Genomic DNA, 18,901 nt, shown 5'->3' with positions numbered 1-18,901 from the left:
CCGCGCTAGCCGTTGATCACCTGCGGGACGCCGAGGGCTTTCAGGCCTTCGACGCCGAATTCCAGGCCGTAGCCGGACTGCTTGGCGCCGCCGAAGGGGACGCGGGGGTCAACGGCGCCGTGCTTGTTGATCCAGACGGTGCCTGCCTCGAGCCTGGCGGCAACGTCCCGCGCGGCGGCGGGATCGGAGGACCAGACGGAGGCGCCCAGCCCGACGTCGAGCGCGTTCGCCATGGTGACTGCCTCATCCACGGTGCTGTAGCGGATGATGGGCAGGGCCGGGCCGAACTGCTCCTCCGCCACCAGCGGGTTGCCGTTGTCGATGTCCGCCACGAGGGTGGCGGGGTAGAAGTGGCCGGGCTGGTCCGTGTCCGGGTTGCCGCCCAGCAGCACGCGGGCCCCGGAGTCGCGGGCGGCCTCGACGAGGCGGGCCACGATGTCGTACTGCTGCCGGTTCTGCAGCGGGCCCAGGACGTTGTTCTCATCCAGGCCGTTGCCCATGGGCATCGCGGCGGCCACCGTAGTGAGCTCCTCGCACACGGCCTCATACAGCGAATCGTGGACGTAGAGGCGCTTGAGGGCCGCGCAGGTCTGGCCGGTGTTGATGAAGGCGCCCCAGAAGAGGCCTTCAGCGATGGCCTTGGGATCGGCGTCAGGAAGGACGATGCCGGCGTCATTGCCGCCGAGCTCCAGGGTGAGGCGCTTCACGGTGTCCGCGGAGGATTTGATGATCGCCTTGCCCGTGGCGGTGGAGCCGGTGAACATGACCTTGCCGATCGCGGGGTGTTCGGCGAGCCGGGCGCCGACGTCGCGGCCGCCGGAGACCACCGTGAGGAGGCCCTCGGGGAGTTCCTCGTTGAGGACCCTGGCCAGCGCCAGGACGGACAACGGGGTGTATTCGGAGGGCTTGACCACCACTGCGTTGCCCATCCGCAGGGCGGGGGCGATCTGCCAGACGGTGATCATCATGGGCCAGTTCCACGGCCCGATCGCGCCCACGACGCCGATGGGCCGGTAGTGCAGTTCGGCCCGGGTTTCGCCGTCGTCCACCACGGTTTCCGGTTCCAGCGGCGTGCCGGCAGCGACGCGCAGCCACGCGGCACAGGCACCGACTTCGAAGCGGGCGTTGGGGCCGTTCAGCGGTTTGCCCTGCTCGCGGGAGAGCAGCCGGGCGAGTTCTTCGGCGGAACGTTCGACGGCGTCGGCTGCTTTGAGGAGCGCGGCGGACCGGGCGTCGTGGCCCAGTGCTGCCCACGCGGGCTGGGCGGCTGCGGCGGCGGCGATGGCCGCCTCGAGGTCCGCAACGGTGTGGACCGGCGCCTCGCCTACAGGTTCCCCGGTGGCGGGGTCCAGGATGGTCCGGGTTTCGCCGGTGTCCGCGGTGATCGAGGCCAGAAGGGCGTCGTAGGTTTCCATGGGGTACTCCACTTCGAGTAGGTCAGAGAACGCGGCCGGTACGGCCTAATAGCGCTGCCTTAAGCGTGCTCCGGCCGGCGCCGCGGGTCTTGTGTATCCGCGTACGGCACTTGACCTGTGGCGAACAGTCCGGCGGGCCTGAACGACAGGGCTGGCCTCAGGGCTGTGTGCCGGAGCCCGTCCTGAGCAGGAGTACCTCGTGGACTTCCTCGAGGGATGCCGCGATCGCTGAGCGATCGACACCTGCCAGATACTGGAGGACAAGGCCATCGAGGGCAGCAAACAGAGTGCGGGCCACAACCTGAACGTTGTGGGTCACGCCGGAGGCACTCAGCCCTGCGGCCAGGGCCCCGACATAGTTTTCGTAGAGGGCGGTGACCGCTTCCGAAAGCTCGGGGCGCCGCCGCGCCTCCAGGATCATCTCGTACTGAAATACCTGTAGTTCGGGGTCGGCCAGCAGCAGCCCCAGCAACGTCTCCGTGAACGAGTGGCCCAGCGTGGCCGCCTCGCGCAACTTGGACGCGCTGATGGACTGCTCGGTGGCCCAGTCCAGGGCCGCGGCGATGAGCGCGTCCCGGGAACCGAAATGGTGGGCCACCAGCGTGTTGTTGACGCCGGCAGCTTCTGCCACCGACCGGTACGTCAGCCCGCGCAATCCCTTTGCTGCCACCACAGTCACGGCGGCGCGGAGCAAGGCCTCCTTGCCCGTGCCGTATTTTGACGGCGGGGCGGCGGCAGGAGAGGAATTCATAATCCGAGTCTAGCCAGCGACGAAGAGCCGTTAAAACGCTATTGACTTAAACTAAGCAACTGCTTAGATTGATCCCAGGTGGTGATGCGGCTCACTATTCAGCCTTGCTGGAACACCACCCCAACCCAACCCGACCCGCGCCCGGCCGAGCCGCCGGCGCCGTCATTCCCCTTGGAGTCAACATGCCAGAGCCCATTGCTTTCACCACTTCGTCCGCCCTTAATCCAGAGAAGATAGAACCCTTCGAACTCGGGCAGGTTCAGTGGGTGCGCCGCTTCGGGGAGGGGGACCGTCCCTCCCTTGCCTGCGGTTACTGGCATGTAACGCCCGCCGAGGCGCCGGAGCCTTTCGACCTGGTGATGGAGGCGGACGAGACGATCTCGATCGTCGACGGGCACCTGCGCATCGAAGTGGAGGGCGGGGACGCCTACGATCTCACTGCCGGAGGTGCAGCCTCCTTCAACAAGGGTGCGCGTACCCGGTGGGCTGTCCTTGCGCCCACCGTCGAATTCTTTGTGTACTCGTAGGGCGCGCCATGGGAAACGAAGTGTATGACGCAGTGGTGGTCGGCGCAGGCTTTGCCGGTCTGACCGCGGCCCGCGAGCTCAGCAGGCAGGGACTGGCCGTCCATATCGTCGAGGCCAGGGACCGGATAGGCGGCCGGACCTGGCTGGACCACCGCTTGGGCCGGGACCTTGAAATCGGCGGAACCTGGGTGCACTGGACGCAGCCGCACGTCTGGGCCGAACTGACACGCTACGGGCTGGAGACCACGCCAAGTCCCGAACCGGAACGCGCCTTCTGGTGGGCGGACGGGTGCCGTCACGAAGGCAGGCCGGATGAGTTGCTGGGGCTCATCGGCCAGACAAACGAGGAGTTCGTCCGCGACTCCCGCAAGTATTTTCCGGAGCCCTTCAGGCCCATGGCCCGCGACGATTTCAAGTCGATCGACCACGTGTCAGTCCAAGCGAGGATCCGTGAACAATTCCCCGCAGGCGCGCCGCGGGACATTCTTGAATCCTTTTGGGCCCTCAACTTCAATGGTCCACTGGACAACGCCGCGTTGACTCAGGCTTTTCGCTGGGTGGCACTAACCAACGGCGACTGGGCGGTGAACTTCGAGGCGTGTGCCACGTACAAGATCGTTGGTGGCACAGCCGCACTGGCAGCTTCGATGCTCGCGGACTCGGGGGCCGGCATCCAATACGGCTTTAAGGTTGAAGCCGTCGCTGAGGACGCGGATGTCGTGGAAATCCGCAGTGCGGACGGTCGGACGGTCCGTGCCCGGACTGCGATTGTCACCGTTCCGCTTCATGCCCTGAATGCAGTTGACTTCGAGCCGCCCCTGCCGGCGGCCAAGGCCGAAGCCGCCAGCCTTGGGCAGGTCTCCAAGGGGGCCAAGGTCTGGTTCCGGCTTCGCGGCGAACATGCACCGTTCGTGGCCCTGGGAGGTGCCGATTGGCCACTGAATTTCTTCCAGGTGGAATACGCGCTCGACGGCGACACGATCGCCGTCGGGTTCGGTCCTGACGCCGCAAAGATCGAGGTGGAGGATCCGGTCGCCGTCCAAGCACAGCTCGCGCGCCTGGTGCCGGGAGCCGAAGTGGTCGCGGTGGCCAGCCACAACTGGGTGGACGATCCGTTGTCCGGTGAAACCTGGCCCATGCACCGCACCGGCTTTCTGTCGACGCACCTACCCGCCATGCAGGCCTCGCACGGCCTGGTTCTCTTTGCTGGTTCCGATATTGCCAACGGCTGGTGCGGATTCATCGACGGCGCCATTGAGAGCGGCATGGGGGCCGCCCTTGACGCAGCGTCCCTGCTGGCAGGCGGGCGGCCCTGAACCACGCTGCGCTCAGGAACAACAACTGATCGCTGCACGACAAGCCGGGCCCGGCGGCAAGTGCCATGCTGGATTTCACGGTGCACCTTTGCCCGGGCCCAGGCACCCTCCCCTAGCTCTTTCACCCAGCACTCATTACCGTTAAGAAGGATCCAATGAGTATTTCGAACCCTGAATCGCGGACCGCAGAACCCGGTTCCCGCCAGGAACACTCCACCGCCCTGCGCGCAGGAAGCATCGGAGTCCTGGGCATCCTGTTCTTTGTCCTTTCCGCACAGGCCCCGCTGACCGGCATCGTGGGAGCAGCGCCGCTCGCTGCCGCGCTCGGCAACGGTGCCGGCGCCCCGGGCGCCTACCTCGTGGTCGGCATCGTCATTGTCATCTTCGCGGTGGGCTTCGTGGCCATGAGCCGGAAGGTGCAGACCAACGGCGCCTTCTACGCTTATGTCACCGCAGCGTTCGGCCGCAAGATCGGTGCCGGCGCGGCGTGGCTTGCCCTCCTGGCCTACAGCACGGTGCAGGCGGCGATGTACGGGCTGTACGGAGCGGCATTCTCCGGGCTGCTGGCAACCGCGGGCGTAACTGTTCCCTGGTGGCTGCTCGCGGTGGCCACCATGGCCGGCGTCCAGGTCCTGGGTTCCATGAACATTGAACTCGGAGCCCGCGTCCTCGCCGTACTGGTGGGCCTGGAAGTGGCAATCCTCCTGATGTTCGGATTCGCCGTGCTGTTCAAAGGCGGCGGCCCCGAAGGGCTGGACCTCGCCGCCTCGTTCGCGCCGGAAGCCATTGCCAGCGGAGCTCCCGGCGTCGCCATCATGTTCGCAGTGGCCTCCATGTTCGGCTTCGAATCCACCGCCATCTACTCCGCCGAGGCCAAAGACCCGCACCGGACCGTTGCACGGGCCACCTACCTGTCCGTGGGCATCATCGCCGTCTTCTTCTCCTTCATCACCTGGATGCTGGTCAGCTTCTACGGGCCCTCACACGTGGCGGATGCCGCGGGCGCCGCCCTGGAATCCGGCGATGCCACATCGTTCGTAATCGGCCCCATCGTTGAAATGTTCGGCCCCTGGGCCGGCATCACCGCCGGAGTGCTGCTGGTGACCTCGCTGCTGGCAGGCATCATTGCCTTCCACAACGGCATCAACCGATATCTCCACTCGCTGGCCCTGCGCGGTTCCATGCCGGCAGTGGTGGCCCGGACCAACAGGCACCGCGCGCCGGCCGCCGCGGCCTGGATCCAGACCGTAGTGGCCGCCCTGCTGGTGGCGCCGTTCGCCTTGCTGGGGCTGGACCCGGTGCTGACCCTGTTCTCCTGGTTCAGCGGCCTCGCCGTCGCGGCACTGCTGGTGCTGTATATGCTGTCCTCCCTCGCCGTCGTCGCCTATTTCCGCCGGGAAAAGGTAGCCGGCCAGCATTGGCAGACGTTCATCGCCCCGGTGCTCGCTTCCGCGCTGCTGGCGTGGGTGCTGTATCTGGTGGTCAGCAACTTCACGTCCCTTATCGGTGGCAGCACCGAAACGGCCGCGGGCCTGCTGGCGGCTGTTCCCGCCCTGTTCCTGGCCGGCGTGCTGGTGGAGATCCGGGTGGAGCGGCAGATCCGGGCCTCAGAGCTTGAGCTGGTCCGGTAGCCGGCTTTCCGGGGTAACAACAGGGACGCCGAAAGAGCCGGCGACGGCGGCGCGGGCGGCGGTGTGGCGCCCGCGCCACGCGAGGCAGCCGGCCAGCAGCAGAAGCACCGCCAGAGCTGCTGCGCCGCCCGCCGCCGTCGTCGCCGCTTCCGGACCATCGGGCCAGCGGCCTGTCATACCCATGAACGCCGGAATCGTTGCCGATGCCTGGCTGGTGAGGACGAGCGACCATCCGATGAGTGGCGTGAGGCGCTCCATGCCCAGCGCAAGCTGCAGGTAGAACAGCAGCCACAGGTAGGTCCAGCAGAGCCAGAGAACGGCCAGCAGCGGATCCTCCCCGGACCAGGCGGCGGCAAGCAGGAGGCCGCACAGCCCCACCATCCCGCAGAACCAGCCGAGCCCCCTGGACCCGAGCCCCAGCAGGAAATCCAGGCCGACGTACATGTAGGTCAGTCCAAACAGGAACATCCCGGACGCCCCGAGCAGCAAATGCGGGCCGCCGTCGCCGGTGCCCGTATAGGCGCCGGCGACGTACGTGATGCCGAGGACCAGCTGGATGCTGCCGATGACCAGGCTGATCACCGCGGCGTCCCTGCGGGGGAGCAGCTCCAGCGCTGCGAGCCCGTTGATCAGGAGCGCGGCCCCGGAGAGAAGCAAGCAAATGTGGGCCATCAGGAGTCCCCCGCCGGAGCTGGAACCGAGGCCGTAACTTTCGTTTTATGGAAATTAGATGTCACAATACGGAGGTTAGTGGAACGGCGACTGGCCGTGTGTGGCCCTCGCAGTCACAATTGGGTATGTTGAAGTTTCAATAAAAGGCTGCCGGTGCGGCGTCGCCGGAGACGTCCCGGGCCCCGGTTCGACGTAAGGAATCATCATGGATGCACGGCTCGAGGCCATCAGGGACACCGTCCTGGCCAGGAACCCCGGAGAAGCGGAGTTCCACCAGGCAGTGGTCGAGGTGTTTGAAAGCCTGGGCCCTGTCCACGACCGTCACCCCGAATTCCTCGAAGCGGCCATCCTGGAGCGGCTCTGCGAACCCGAACGCCAGATCATTTTCCGGGTGCCGTGGACCGATGACCAGGGCCGCGTGCAGATCAACCGCGGCTTCCGGGTGGAGTTCAACTCGGCGCTCGGCCCCTACAAGGGCGGCCTGCGATTCCACCCGTCCGTCTACCTGGGCATCGTGAAATTCCTCGGCTTCGAGCAGATCTTCAAGAACGCCCTCACCGGCATGCCCATCGGTGGCGGCAAGGGCGGCTCGGACTTCGACCCCCGCGGCCGCAGCGATGCCGAAGTCATGCGGTTCTGCCAGTCCTTCATGACCGAGCTGTACCGCCACATCGGCGAATACACCGATGTGCCGGCCGGCGACATCGGCGTCGGCGGGCGCGAAATCGGCTACCTTTTCGGCCAGTACAAACGCATCACCAACCGCTACGAATCCGGCGTCCTGACCGGCAAGGGCATCTCCTGGGGCGGGTCGCTGGTCCGGCCCGAGGCCACCGGCTTCGGCACGGTGATCTTCACCCAGGAAATGCTGAAGACCCGCGGAAAGTCCTTCGACGGGCAGCGCGTGGTGGTTTCCGGTTCCGGGAACGTGGCCATCAATGCGGTCGCCAAGGCCCAGTCGCTCGGTGCCACGGTGGTGGCCTGCTCCGACTCCTCCGGCTACATCGTGGACGAGGCGGGCATCGACGTCGGGCTTCTCCGCGAGATCAAGGAGGTGGAGCGCGGACGCCTGAAGGACTATGCGCTGCGCCGTTCCGGCGTCTCCTATGTGGAGGCCGGTTCGGTGTGGGACGTCGACGCGACGGTGGCGCTGCCGTGCGCGACGCAAAACGAGCTCGACGGCGATGCTGCCGCGAGGCTGGTCCGCAACGGACTGCTCGCCATCGGCGAAGGCGCCAACATGCCGTCCACCCGCGAGGCCGTAGCGGTGTTCCAGGAGGCCGGCGTGCTGTTCGGCCCGGGCAAGGCCGCCAACGCGGGCGGCGTGGCGACGTCCGCGCTGGAGATGCAGCAGAATGCGAGCCGCGACTCCTGGTCGTTCGAGCACACGGAACAGCGGCTCACGGACATCATGGTGGGGATCCACCACCGCTGCGCCTCCACAGCCGACGAGTACGGGGAACCCGGCAACTATGTGCTGGGCGCCAATATCGGCGGCTTCGTCAAGGTGGCCGACGCCATGCTTGCGCAGGGCCTGATCTAGCAGCCGATTCAGGCGCCGCGGCGCCAGTCGCTGGGGGATTCGCCGTAGGCATCCCGGAAGGTGCGGCTGAAATGCGCTGCGTCCAGGAACCCCCACCGTGCGGCGACTGCCCCCACGGACGTGCCGTTGAGTAGCGGATCCCTCAGGTCGCGGCGGATGCGTTCCAGGCGCTGGCTCCGGATCCAGCTGGCAACAGTGGTGCCCGTCTCGTGGAAGATGTTGTGCAGGTGGCGGGTGGAAATGAAGTGCGCCGCCGCAATGCTGGCCGGCGAAAGCTGCGGATCGGCGAGGTTGGCCTCGATGTATTCGCGGACGGACGTGGCCAGCAGTACCTGGGGCTTCATGCTGTCCCGGGCCATGTCCAGTTCAGAATGAAGCATGGTTGATACCAGGTCCAGGGCGTTGGCTGCCAGCCGCGAACCGCTGGGGCCGCTGAGGGCCTCGAGGTTCTCTGCCAGTTGGGCAATGAACGGGCCCACGATGCCGGTCAGCCCGTGCCCGCCGGCCAGCCGGACCGCCGAAAGCTGGCCCACGTAATCCGGGGGCAGGGACAGGGAGTCGTGCGGAAACATAACCACCATGACCCGGGCCTGCTCTTCGAACGCCAGGGTGTACGGGCGGTTGGTGTCGTAAATGGCGAGGTCGCCTGGGCGCAGCACTGCCTCACGGTTGTCCTGGATGAGCAGCCCGGTGCCCTCCAGCTGGAGGTTGAGCTTGAAATAGCGCTGGCCAGGCCGGGCCACCAGGGCCGGCGTGCGGTGGACGCTGTGGCCCGAGGCGGAGACCTCCACGATGCACAGCCGGTCCAGGACCCTGGAGCGCATCCGGCCGCGGAAAGTGTCGGGATGATCCGTCTCGGCGGCCAGCGGCACAAAGGACTGCGCCACGAGGTGCCGCCAGTGGTCGAATGAGGTGGCCACGCTGGACGTGAGGTCCTGGCCAGCGGGGCGGGCTGTAATTGCAGACATGGATGTTCCTGACGCCGGATAGCCATCTGAATAGTGGTTCCCCAATACTGTGTCCTGCGACACAGTCATTTCAGGTTAGCGCCGATGGCTGGCATTGTCATCTTTTTTCGACGGACGTCGAAAAAAGATCAGGGCGCGGCCTGAAGCAGGGTCAGGAATGCTTCCAGCTGGTCGTTCAGGCCCGGATCCGCCTGGCCGTCCGGGGCGAGTGCGGCAGCTATTTGCGCGCCCAGCAGCATGTTCAGCAGGTGACCGGCAACCGCTGAGTCGTCGACGGCGGCATGCACGTCACCCCGCGTCCTGGCCTGGGCCAGGTGCGCCACGATCGCGGCATGCCATTGGTCCATGGACTCGCGGTGGATGGCAGCCTTTTCCGGATCGTTGATGGCCTTCTGCCAGAACGGGACCACGATCCGCGCTTCATTGACGCGCTCGGAGTCCAGCGGCAGCACCTCAACGCAAAAAGCCCTGAGCGCCGGAATTCCGGCCTTGCCCGCCGTCACCTCCCGGATGCGCTCATTGGTCCTGTTGAAGACGTGACCGAAGGCAAATGTCAGCAGCGTGTCCTTGGTGGGGAAGTACGGCTTCAAGGCGCCGTTGGCGAAGCCGGCCTCGAGGGCGATCTCCCGCATGGTGGCACCTTCGATGCCCAGCCGCGCGATGATCCGCCAAGTCGCATCCACGAGTTCCAGGCGCCGTTCATCATGGTCAACAATCTTTGGCACGGTGGTGCTCCCCCGGAAATATTTTGCGGCTGGCTATTGTGAGCCATCTTACGGACGGTTATTCTCTACAACTATAGAAAATAAAAATTCCGACCCCAACACGGTCCCGGACGAAGGTCGAGCGCATGACACTTGCATCAACTGACACAGTCACCCCGTACCGCCTGGCAACCGGCGCTGAAATCACCGAAGTCCAGGGCATTCTCCGCGCCGGGGGACTGCTGGACCCGGCGAAGCGGATCGCCTACCTCGGCCTGCTGGACCCCGCCCGGGGCAGTGCCAAGGATTCCGAGGACCGTCGCTTCCGCGTGTTCGTCCACGATGTTTCCGGCGGCCGCCCCCTCGACGTGACGGTCTCCGTGACGCGCGGCGAGGTGACCTCCGCCGTCGAACTGGACACCGCCGTCGCCGGCGAACTTCCGGTGCTGGAAGAGGAGTTCGAGGTGGTCGAGGAGCTCCTGGCCTCCGACGGGCGGTGGCTGAAGGCCCTGGCCGACCGCGGACTCGACGTCCGCAAGGTCCGCGTTGCTCCGCTGTCCGCCGGTGTCTTCGAGTACCCGGAGGAAAAGGGCCGGCGCATCCTCCGCGGGCTGGCCTTTGTGCAGGACTTTCCCGAGGACAGCGCCTGGGCGCATCCCGTTGACGGCCTGGTGGCCTACATCGACGTCGTCAGCAGGGAAGTCACGCAGGTCCTGGACCTGGGAGCCGTGCCCATCCCGGCCGAACACGGTAACTACACCGACCCCGAGCTCACCGGTCCGGTCCGCACCACCCAGAAGCCGCTCCACATCACGCAGCCCGAAGGGCCCAGCTTTACGGTCACGGGCGGCAACCACGTTGAGTGGGAAAAGTGGAGCGTTGACGTCGGCTTCGATGTCCGCGAGGGCGTGGTGCTGCACAACCTGGCTTTCCAGGACGGCGACCGGAAGCGCCCCATCATCAACCGCGCCTCCATTGCCGAGATGGTGGTTCCCTACGGCGACCCGTCGCCCATCCGGTCCTGGCAGAACTACTTCGACACCGGCGAATACCTGGTGGGCCAGTACGCCAACTCGCTCGAACTGGGCTGCGACTGCCTCGGCGAGATCACGTACCTCAGCCCTGTGATCAGCGATGCGTTCGGCAACCCACGCGAAATCCGCAACGGCATCTGCATGCACGAGGAGGACTGGGGCATCCTGGCAAAGCACAGCGACCTCTGGACGGGCATCAACTACACCCGCCGCAACCGCCGCCTGGTCATCTCCTTCTTCACCACCATAGGCAACTACGACTACGGCTTCTACTGGTACCTCTACCTCGACGGCACCATCGAATTCGAGGCCAAGGCCACCGGCGTCGTCTTCACCAGCGCCTTCCCCGAAGGCGGCTCGGCCAACATTTCCCAGCTCGCACCGGGGCTCGGCGCACCGTTCCACCAGCACCTCTTCAGCGCCCGCCTGGACATGGCGATTGACGGCTTCACCAATCGGGTGGAGGAGGAGGACGTGGTCCGGCAGCCCATGGGCGAAGGCAACGAGCGCGGCAACGCGTTTTCCCGGAAGAGGACTGTCCTGACCCGGGAATCCGAGGCCGTCCGGGAAGCCGATGCACGCAGCGGCCGGACCTGGATCATCTCCAACCCGGAGTCGCGCAACCGGCTGGGCGAACCGGTGGGCTACAAGCTGCATGCCCAGGGCCAGCCCACGCTCCTGGCGGATCCGGATTCCTCCATTGCCCGCCGGGCGGCGTTCGCCACCAAGGACCTGTGGGTGACCCGGTTCGCAGAGGACGAGCGGTACCCCACCGGCGACTTCGTGAACCAGCACTCCGGGGGAGCGGGGCTGCCGGCCTACATCGCCCAGGACCGCGAGATCGACGGCCAGGACATCGTGGTCTGGCACACCTTCGGGCTGACCCACTTCCCCCGGGTCGAGGACTGGCCCATCATGCCCGTGGACACGGTCGGCTTCAAGCTGCGGCCTGAGGGTTTCTTCGACCGCAGCCCCGTGCTGGATGTGCCAGCCAACCCGAACAGCACGCCCGCCGGCGCACACTGCCACGGCTAGGACGACGCCATGACAGCACTGCGTGGATGGAGCCGCGCCGCCGGCTCCGTCCGCCACCCCCGGCCCGTGCTGCACATGCGCGCCGTTGCCGCGGCCACTGTTGCGTCCTCCCTGGTGCACCTGTGGCTCGTCGCGGGAAACCACCACGGGATGTGGCTGAACCTGCTGATGCTGGCCATGGTGGGGGTATGCCTGCCGTGCGCGGTCCACATCTGGCGCGACGGCAGGCCTGGTTCGCTGCGGCAGGTGATGGCGTGCGCGCTGGCGATGGCCGCCGTGCACGCTTTCCTGTTGCTGGGCGACGTGCCGGCTGCCGGTCCGGCCGGCCACAGCCACGGGGTCTCCGGGCTGCCGGCAGCGGACGCCGCGGTTTCCGCTGCCGGGGGCATGCTCCCCATCATCGCCATGGAAATCACGACGGCGTTACTCGCCGCGACGCTGGTGGCCAGGCTGCGGCGTACGGCCTTGATGGTCGGCCCTTAGCGCTCCGCAATGAGCTTGAGGTTTTCCAGCGTCTGCTGCCGTGCGCGTTCCTGGAGGTGTTCAATCATGACATGGTCCACGAACTTGCCGATCGCACTGCCCGGCACGTTGTATTCGATCTCCATAGAGACGAGCGTCCCGGTCCCAGCTGGTTCGTAATCCCAGTTCTGCCAGCCCTTGAGCGGACCGTCGAATTCAATCCGTACGTGTTTCCCTCCGGCGGGCGTCGGCTGGTTCTCCACAACGTGCGTGGTCACCGGAAACGGAACGCCGGCCATCAGGTAACTGTGCTCCACCACGGTGCCGGCACCGCCGTCGCCCGTTACTTTCTTGGCTTCTCCGAGATTCACCCACCAGGAGGCCCAGTGCCGCGGATCCGTGGCGATCTCCGTGACCCGCTCCACGGGTGCGTCAATCGTTGTGTTCAGCTTGATGTGGCCCATCGGAACTCCTCTGGTGGCAAATGGCAACAGCTGTGTTGTTTCCCCGGCCTCCAGCCAACCACCTGCCGGCGCAGGGCCGCAGAGGACAAGGTCCCATTGTTGCGGCGGGCAACTGTGCGCGGGCCTGCCGGGACCCGGGTCCCGGCAGGCCGGACCGACTGTCCGTCAGTGGACCGAGTTGCCCAGTTCGCGCAGCGGGGTCTTGCTGGTCTCGCGGGCCCAGATCGCACCGGCGACGGCCAGGAGCGAGGACGCGGCCACGATCCAGGCGGCGGGGCCCCAGTTTGCCTTGTCCGCGCCGACGAGTGCGGTGCCGAGCAGCGGGGTGAAGCCGGCGCACAGAATGCCGACCTGCAGGCCGATGGCCATGCCCGAGTAGCGGACTTTCACGTTGAATAGCTCCGAGAACCAGGCCGGGTAGATGGCGTTGGACATGGCGTAGGTGCCGGCCGTGATCAGCGTGCTTGTCAGGAAGATCATGGGGACGTTGCCGGTGGAAATCACGGAGAAGTAGACGAAGATCATGGCTCCTGATCCGAGGACGCCGGTGATGAACACCGGGCGGCGGCCGTACTTGTCAGAGAACCAGGCCATCAGCGGCTGGGTTGCGATGGCCAGGACGTTGCCGGTGATGCTGACCCAGAGCATGGTGGAAGCGGGAACCCCGACAGACACCGCATAGGCCAGGCCAAAGGACTGCATGAAGGTGTTGGTGACGGTCTCGAAGGACATCAGGGCCACCTGGAAGAACTGGGCCGGGTGCGTTTTGAACATCTTGGCGAAGGGGAGCTTCACCAGCTCGCCGTGATCATGTTTCTCCTCGAACACTTCGGGTTCCTCGAGCGAGCGGCGGACCAGGTACGCGACGATCAGCACGATCAACGAGAGCCAGAACGGGATGCGCCAGCCCCAGGCGAGGCGGTCGGCTTCACTCATGGCAGCCACGGGCAGGAATGCCAGCGAGGCCAGGACGATGCCGGCGGAGATGCCGCTCATCGCAAAACTTGCGAAGAAGCCGCGGCGCCCTTCCGGGGCCTCCTCGGTGGACAGGGCGGAGGCGCCGGCCGTTTCGGCTCCTGCGGAGAGGCCCTGCATGAGTCGCAGGAGCACCAGCAGGGCAGGGGCCCAGTAGCCGGCGGTGTTGAAGTCGGGCAGCATGCCGATGAGGAACGTGGCCGAACCCATCAGCACCAGCGTCAGCACCAGGGTGTTCTTGCGGCCGATCTTGTCACCCAGGTGGCCGAAGACTACCGCGCCGAAGGGGCGTGCCACATACGCCACGCCGAAGGTGGCGAAAGAAGCGATCAGGGCAACGGTGGGGTCTCCTGCCGGAAAGAAGATCCTGGAAAAGACCAGCGACGCGGCGGTCGCGTAAATGAAGAAGTCGTAATACTCCAGCGCGCCGCCAAGGAACGCGGCGAGGGCTGCTTTCTTGGCCCGCTTGAGCTGGCGCTGTTCGGCTCCGATGCTGGCGCCTGTAGCTGTATTTGTCATGGTGCTTGCCCTTCCGCGCTGAAAGACGGTCGTTGTTTGCTAAATTTGTGCGCATTCCGAACAGCTGTGCGGTATGCGATTATTGAAAGAGTAGCGCAGAGTGAGGTGCCTCACAACACCCCCGGCTGAGTCTCCCAAGCGAAAGGTGCCACCATGGAAAACCGCACACCGGCCTCCCGGCTGTTCCTCATCGGCTCGCAAGCCTCGGCCGCCATGTCACCCGGGCTCTGGGGTCCTGTCCTGGAACAGCTGGGAAGCAGCTGGACCTACGAGGCCTGGGATGTCCCCGCCGGGCAGGACATGTCCGGCGTCCGCGCCGCGATGCTGGGCGCCGACGTCGTGGCCGCAAACGTGACAATGCCCCACAAGCAGTGGGCCGCGGGGACGGCTGACACTGTTACCGAACAGGTCCGGATCAGCGGAGCTTCCAACCTGCTGGTCCGGCACGGGCGGCGGCTGAGTGCACACAACACTGACATCACTGCCGTCGCCGAGCTGCTGGGCGGCGGGCACCAGCAGCATGCCCTGATGCTCGGGGCGGGCGGCGCCGCGCGTGCAGCACTGGTCGCGCTGGCGGGACTGGCGGACCGGGTCACTGTGACAGACAAGGATCCGCGTGCGTCGCGGCAGTTGCTGGATCTCGCCACCAGCCTGGGCATGGAAGCCGCTGCAGTGACGTGGGCCGAGGCGCGGGATCATGCGGCGGACGCCTCGCTGATCGTCAATGCGACGCCCCTCGGCAAGAGCAGTGCCGACGAACCTGCCTGGGGTCCTGCAGGGCTCTCGCCGGACACCTTTGTCTATGACTTCGTCTATGCAGGCCACACGACTGCCACCATCGCAGCCGCGAGGGCGCAGGGCCTGCCTTGTGCCGACGGCTGGGACCACCTTCGGGCGCAGGCGGCGGCTATGATCCCCATCCTTGGACTGGCACCGGAGACCGGTGCCCTCCTGGGCCGGACACTCGCGGACATCAGGACAGGGAACTGACCACGGGCCGAAACCGGTCTGACCCCGCGGACCCGCCGCGCTTTATCCGGATATGATCGGAATAAGCCTGCGGACCCGCGTCCGCGGAGGCCGACATTGAGCTTCAGGGAGGGCAAGCGATTCCATGGCGGAGCAACCCGATTACTTCGTGAAGTCTGTGGAAAAAGCGTTTGACGTGCTGCGCTCCTTCGCCCCCGACGAGCCCCGCCTGACTGTGTCCCAGGTCGCCGCAAAATCGGACATGACCCGGGCCTCCGCCCGGAGGTTCCTGCTGACGCTGACCGACCTCGGATACCTTCGTGCCGACGGTCCGTACTTCGAACTGACGCCCCGTTCGCTGGACATCGGACAGTCCTTCCTGGCGAACCTGGCACTTCCGAGAATCGCCGAGCGGCACCTCAAGTCGCTGGCCGCGGAACTCAACGAAACGACCTCCTTGTGCATTCTCGACGGCACCGACGTCGTCTATGTCGCCTGCGTTCCGTCGCCCCGGCTCCTGAGTGTCTCCATCAGTGTGGGCACCCGGTTCCCCGCCTGGGCAACCTCGATGGGCCGGGTCCTGCTGGGTGCGCTGTCCACCGCCGAGCTGGAGACGTACTTCGAGTCCGTCCAGCTGCAGCGGTTTACCGAACGCTCAATAGGGAGCCTGGAGCAGCTCCAGGCCGAGGTGGACCAGGCCAGGACGAAGGGATGGTCCATGGTCTCGCAGGAACTGGAGGAGGGCCTCCGCGGTGTGGCCGTTCCGGTCTGGCGCGGCCACGAGGTGGTCGCCGCGGTCAACGTGTCCCTCCAGACCCACCGGGCCCCGGCGGAAGCCATCGAAAAAACGGTGGTTCCGCTGCTGCAGGACGCCGCACGGCAGATCGGCCACGACTACGGCGGCCGGGCCGCCGCACCACTCACTACTGCAACCCGGGGATAACATGATCACACGCCACGACGTCGATGAAGCCGCAGACAGGATCGCCGGGCTGATCCGCCGCACCCCGGTGATCGAAGCGGACCGGGAGAGCTTCCCCGGGACTGTCTGGCTCAAATGCGAGTTCATGCAGCACACGGGTACGTTCAAGGCCCGGGGTGCGTTCAACCGCGTGCTGGCCTGCCGCGAGAGGGGCGAGCTCAAAGAGGACATCGGAATCGTCGTCGCCTCCGGAGGGAATGCCGGCCTCGCCAACGCCTATGCCGCAGCACAGGCAGGCGTGCCTGCCACGGTCTTTGTCCCCGAGACCGCCCCGGCCATGAAGGTGAAGAAACTCCGGGAATCCGGGGCGTCCGTCGTCCAGCGCGGTGCCGAATACGCCGTCGCCTACGACGCCGCGATCGCGTACGCGGCCGAAACCGGGGCCGTGTACTGCCACGCCTACGACCAGCCCGAGATTGCCGCCGGTGCCGGCACTGTCGGCTCGGAACTACTGGAACAACTGGGCGGAGTGGATACCGTGCTGGTGGCAGTGGGCGGCGGGGGCCTGATGGCCGGGATAGCGGCCGCCGTCGAAGGCTTTGCCAAGGTGGTGGCGGTGGAGCCGGCAACGGCCCCCACCCTGCACGCCGCGCTGAAGGCGGGTACGCCGGTGGACGTCGCCGTCTCCGGGATCGCCGCCGACTCGCTGGGGGCGCGCCGGATCGGACAGATCGGTTTCGATGTCGCGGTACGGACGGGCGTGGTGGGCGTGCTGGTGTCCGACGACGAGATCGTCGCCGCGCGCTCGCGGCTGTGGGCCGACTACCGGATGGTGGTGGAGCATGGCGCGGCGGCCGCTTTTGCCGCCCTGGCCTCGGGGGCCTACGTCCCGACGCAGAGCGAGCGCGTAGCCGTGATCCTCTGCGGAGCGAACACGGACCCGTCCACGCTCTGACCGCCGGTCACTTCGCCGCGTCGGTCAGTTCGCCCGTCGATTAGATCGCCGCGCGGCCGCCCGGGCGTGCTGCGATCCGTTTTGGCTCCTTGCGGTCGCGCCGGGCGTAGATGCGGGACCGCTCGCTGGACAGGGCCAGGATCAGCAGGATATCCAGGGTGAGGCCTGGCAGGTTGGTCTGCAGGGTGATCCCCGGGCCGCCGTTGGCCACGTCAATGACCTGCAAGCCGATCGCCGCCGTACTCACCGCCATCGTGAGCGTTCGCGCCCAGTTCCGGCCCAGGAAAACGAACCAGGCGAGAAGCATTTCAGCGAAGGCAAAAAGGACCACCACGGCCACGCCAAGGTAAAGCGCCAGCAGCGCCTGGCCCGTGGTCAGGCCCGCCCCGGTTCCGCTGCCAGGTTGAAGGAGCGGCTCCAGGTGCGCGGCCGGGAAAAGAATGATGGACAGGGCCAGGGCTGCCGCGGCCACTGCACGGCCGGCGACGAGGACCGCCCCGATGATGGTGGGGGCGGGCCGCCTGTTCCGGCTGTCGCTCGGGAGCCGCGGCGCGGCAAGTCCGGGCACCGGCGTTGCGCGCAGGTCAACAATGGGGAGGTCCCCGTCGGTGGCAATCTCATCACCCCCGCCGTTGCGGCTGTGGTAGCCGGTGGAGAAGTCCCGGATGACCCGGACGACGGCTGCCGGGTCGGCGTCGGAAATGGACGCGACGATATGGTCCCGCTCGTCGTCCGTGTGTTCGTCGATCTTGTGCGTGATCTGGAGGGTGAACAGCGAGAAGCCGACGCTGCGGTCATAGGTACCGGCAGCCAACCAGTCCGCGGCCACGCCGCCGGGGAGCAGCCAGCCGGGCGGGCATCGCCAGAAACGGACGTGGTGGCGCTTGCCGGGGTTTCCGTCCACCTCCTGCTGGTAGGCGAAGTCCTGCTGCCGGCCGAACAGGAAGAGCGGGCTGACCGGAGCCTCAAGGTAGCTGCGGCGCAGCACGGTGGAGGTGACGATCCTCCAGCTGCTGGCGAGGGTCACGTCGTCCGCGATGGTCCAGCCCGCCCGGCGCATCACGTGGTGGAGCTGGGCTTCGGAGCCAAGCAGGGCAACGTTCACCGGATCGCCGAGGAGGCCGTCGCTGGTGCGGGCGCGCCCGATGAAGTAATCGGGCACATAGAGGCGGGTCAGGATCGAGTGGAGCCTGGGCAGCACGAGGTAGGCGAGCATGGCCCAAAAGATGAACATGAACCAAAGCTGGCCCCAGCCCCACTGGAAGCTCAGCTCAAGGAGAAGATAGGTCAACCAGACGGCGGCGACACCACCGACCAGGAAGAAGATCCGGTCCCATGCGGTATCGAGCGCTGTGCGGGAAACGCCCGCGACAGGCACCTTCACCGCAGGCCTGGTCATGGGCAGAATAATACTGGAGCAGGTGGCTGGTCCTGTGGGCACAGCGGCCCGGACTGAGGTGCATGGTGTTTCCCCCCGTGAAGCGTGGCGGTCAGTCCAGTGGAAGGGTGACCGTGATGCGTGTGCCCTGGCCGGGCGCGGTGTCGACGGTCGCGGTGCCGCCGGCTTCGTGGACCGCGATGGACATCAGGAGCAGTCCGAACCCCTGCGGCCGGCTGCCGCAGCGGTCAGCGCGGTCGAAACCGGTGCCGTTGTCAGCCACGGTCAGCCGGATGCCGTGGTGCACCGCAGCGAGCCGGACCGTGAGTTCGGTGGCGGCGGCGAATTTGAAAGCGTTGCTCAGCGCCTCCTGCGCGGCGTGGTAAAGCAGCCCGGCACTGCCGGCCGGGATCTCGATACCGTGGTGCGGCGTCTCCCACCGGACCGTGGTCCCCTGCTCCCGGAGCGGGGCGGCGAGCCGGTCTATGCAGCCAGCGAGCCCGAGGGCATGAAAATCCACCGGTGCCTGATCGGTAATGACGCCGTGGATCGCGGCGACTTCATTGACAGCTGGAGCCTTTTTCATGGCCAGTCCTGCTTCCTTGCAGCCTGTGATGCTTCCTTCTCACGGGTGCTGGGTTCCCGCCTGGATGTATGACTC

Annotated in this window: 18 protein-coding genes; 9 read left to right on the top strand and 9 right to left on the bottom strand. The window is 66.5% G+C overall.

Features of this window, described 5'->3' with window-relative positions:
- Positions 1-5: 5 nt before the first annotated feature.
- Both JOE41_RS07720 and JOE41_RS07715 read right to left on the bottom strand, forming a co-directional pair.
- Positions 6-1,415, bottom strand: a complete 1,410-nt coding sequence (locus JOE41_RS07720; protein WP_011693336.1) for an aldehyde dehydrogenase family protein — start codon at positions 1,413-1,415, stop codon at positions 6-8.
- A 157-nt stretch (positions 1,416-1,572) separates the two neighbouring features.
- Positions 1,573-2,166: a TetR/AcrR family transcriptional regulator gene (locus tag JOE41_RS07715; RefSeq protein ID WP_011693335.1), complete on the bottom strand. Its 594-nt coding sequence runs from the start codon at positions 2,164-2,166 to the stop codon at positions 1,573-1,575.
- Between the two features lie 182 nt (positions 2,167-2,348).
- On the opposite strand from JOE41_RS07715, the gene JOE41_RS07710 reads away from it, so the two are divergent.
- The 3 genes from JOE41_RS07710 (at position 2,349) to JOE41_RS07700 (ending at position 5,640) form a co-directional block, all read left to right on the top strand.
- Entirely contained in the window at positions 2,349-2,693 is a 345-nt protein-coding gene (locus tag JOE41_RS07710; protein ID WP_011693334.1) for a cupin domain-containing protein, read from the top strand.
- An 8-nt stretch (positions 2,694-2,701) separates the two neighbouring features.
- The gene (locus JOE41_RS07705; protein ID WP_011693333.1) at positions 2,702-4,009 is read left to right on the top strand and encodes an NAD(P)/FAD-dependent oxidoreductase; all 1,308 of its coding nucleotides are present in this window, start codon (positions 2,702-2,704) and stop codon (positions 4,007-4,009) included.
- A gap of 155 nt (positions 4,010-4,164) precedes the next feature.
- On the top strand, positions 4,165-5,640 hold the full coding sequence (locus JOE41_RS07700) for an APC family permease (RefSeq protein ID WP_011693332.1): 1,476 nt from the start codon (positions 4,165-4,167) through the stop codon (positions 5,638-5,640).
- Here JOE41_RS07700 and JOE41_RS07695 read toward each other — a convergent pair.
- Positions 5,617-6,312 (bottom strand): AmiS/UreI family transporter, encoded by a 696-nt coding sequence (locus tag JOE41_RS07695; protein WP_209751809.1) that lies wholly within the window; start codon positions 6,310-6,312, stop codon positions 5,617-5,619. The two genes, JOE41_RS07700 and JOE41_RS07695, sit on opposite strands and share 24 nt — an antisense overlap.
- A 205-nt stretch (positions 6,313-6,517) precedes the next feature.
- Between JOE41_RS07695 and gdhA the strand changes: the two genes are divergently transcribed.
- A complete protein-coding gene (gdhA, locus tag JOE41_RS07690; RefSeq protein ID WP_011693330.1) occupies positions 6,518-7,855 on the top strand; it encodes an NADP-specific glutamate dehydrogenase in 1,338 nt (445 codons plus the stop codon).
- A gap of 8 nt (positions 7,856-7,863) precedes the next feature.
- On the opposite strand, the gene JOE41_RS07685 is transcribed toward gdhA, so the two are convergent.
- A complete protein-coding gene (locus JOE41_RS07685) occupies positions 7,864-8,823 on the bottom strand; it encodes a helix-turn-helix domain-containing protein (protein WP_011693329.1) in 960 nt (319 codons plus the stop codon).
- Positions 8,824-8,951: 128 nt separating this feature from the next.
- On the bottom strand, positions 8,952-9,548 hold the full coding sequence (locus JOE41_RS07680; protein ID WP_011693328.1) for a TetR/AcrR family transcriptional regulator: 597 nt from the start codon (positions 9,546-9,548) through the stop codon (positions 8,952-8,954).
- 125 nt (positions 9,549-9,673) lie between these two features.
- On the opposite strand from JOE41_RS07680, the gene JOE41_RS07675 reads away from it, so the two are divergent.
- Both JOE41_RS07675 and JOE41_RS07670 read left to right on the top strand, forming a co-directional pair.
- Positions 9,674-11,596 (top strand): primary-amine oxidase, encoded by a 1,923-nt coding sequence (locus JOE41_RS07675; RefSeq protein ID WP_209751807.1) that lies wholly within the window; start codon positions 9,674-9,676, stop codon positions 11,594-11,596.
- 9 nt (positions 11,597-11,605) lie between these two features.
- A complete protein-coding gene (locus JOE41_RS07670) occupies positions 11,606-12,079 on the top strand; it encodes a hypothetical protein (protein ID WP_011693326.1) in 474 nt (157 codons plus the stop codon).
- Here the strand turns inward: JOE41_RS07670 and JOE41_RS07665 are convergent.
- Positions 12,076-12,522 carry an SRPBCC family protein gene (locus JOE41_RS07665; protein ID WP_209742425.1) on the bottom strand — a complete coding sequence of 149 codons (447 nt, stop codon included), beginning with the start codon at positions 12,520-12,522 and terminating at the stop codon, positions 12,076-12,078. The two genes, JOE41_RS07670 and JOE41_RS07665, sit on opposite strands and share 4 nt — an antisense overlap.
- Positions 12,523-12,687: 165 nt before the next feature.
- Entirely contained in the window at positions 12,688-14,016 is a 1,329-nt protein-coding gene (locus tag JOE41_RS07660; protein WP_209751806.1) for an MFS transporter, read from the bottom strand.
- A 153-nt stretch (positions 14,017-14,169) separates the two neighbouring features.
- On the opposite strand from JOE41_RS07660, the gene JOE41_RS07655 reads away from it, so the two are divergent.
- The 3 genes from JOE41_RS07655 (at position 14,170) to JOE41_RS07645 (ending at position 16,862) form a co-directional block, all read left to right on the top strand.
- Positions 14,170-15,006 (top strand): shikimate dehydrogenase, encoded by an 837-nt coding sequence (locus JOE41_RS07655; RefSeq protein ID WP_209751805.1) that lies wholly within the window; start codon positions 14,170-14,172, stop codon positions 15,004-15,006.
- A gap of 124 nt (positions 15,007-15,130) precedes the next feature.
- Complete coding sequence (locus JOE41_RS07650) at positions 15,131-15,928, top strand: IclR family transcriptional regulator C-terminal domain-containing protein (protein WP_011693322.1); 798 nt, start codon at positions 15,131-15,133, stop codon at positions 15,926-15,928.
- Position 15,929: 1 nt separating this feature from the next.
- The gene (locus JOE41_RS07645; RefSeq protein WP_011693321.1) at positions 15,930-16,862 is read left to right on the top strand and encodes a threonine/serine dehydratase; all 933 of its coding nucleotides are present in this window, start codon (positions 15,930-15,932) and stop codon (positions 16,860-16,862) included.
- A gap of 40 nt (positions 16,863-16,902) precedes the next feature.
- On the opposite strand, the gene JOE41_RS07640 is transcribed toward JOE41_RS07645, so the two are convergent.
- Both JOE41_RS07640 and JOE41_RS07635 read right to left on the bottom strand, forming a co-directional pair.
- Entirely contained in the window at positions 16,903-18,261 is a 1,359-nt protein-coding gene (locus tag JOE41_RS07640) for an LssY C-terminal domain-containing protein (RefSeq protein WP_209751804.1), read from the bottom strand.
- Positions 18,262-18,352: 91 nt separating this feature from the next.
- Positions 18,353-18,826, bottom strand: coding sequence for a sensor histidine kinase (locus JOE41_RS07635; protein WP_011693319.1), 474 nt, complete (start codon positions 18,824-18,826; stop codon positions 18,353-18,355).
- Between the last annotated feature and the right edge of the window lie 75 nt (positions 18,827-18,901).

The organism is Arthrobacter sp. PvP103 (genome assembly GCF_017833075.1).
Classification (GTDB): Bacteria; Actinomycetota; Actinomycetes; order Actinomycetales; family Micrococcaceae; genus Arthrobacter.
The sequence above is the reverse complement of the archived record's forward strand: the minus strand, read 5'-3'. Positions and strand labels throughout refer to the sequence as shown.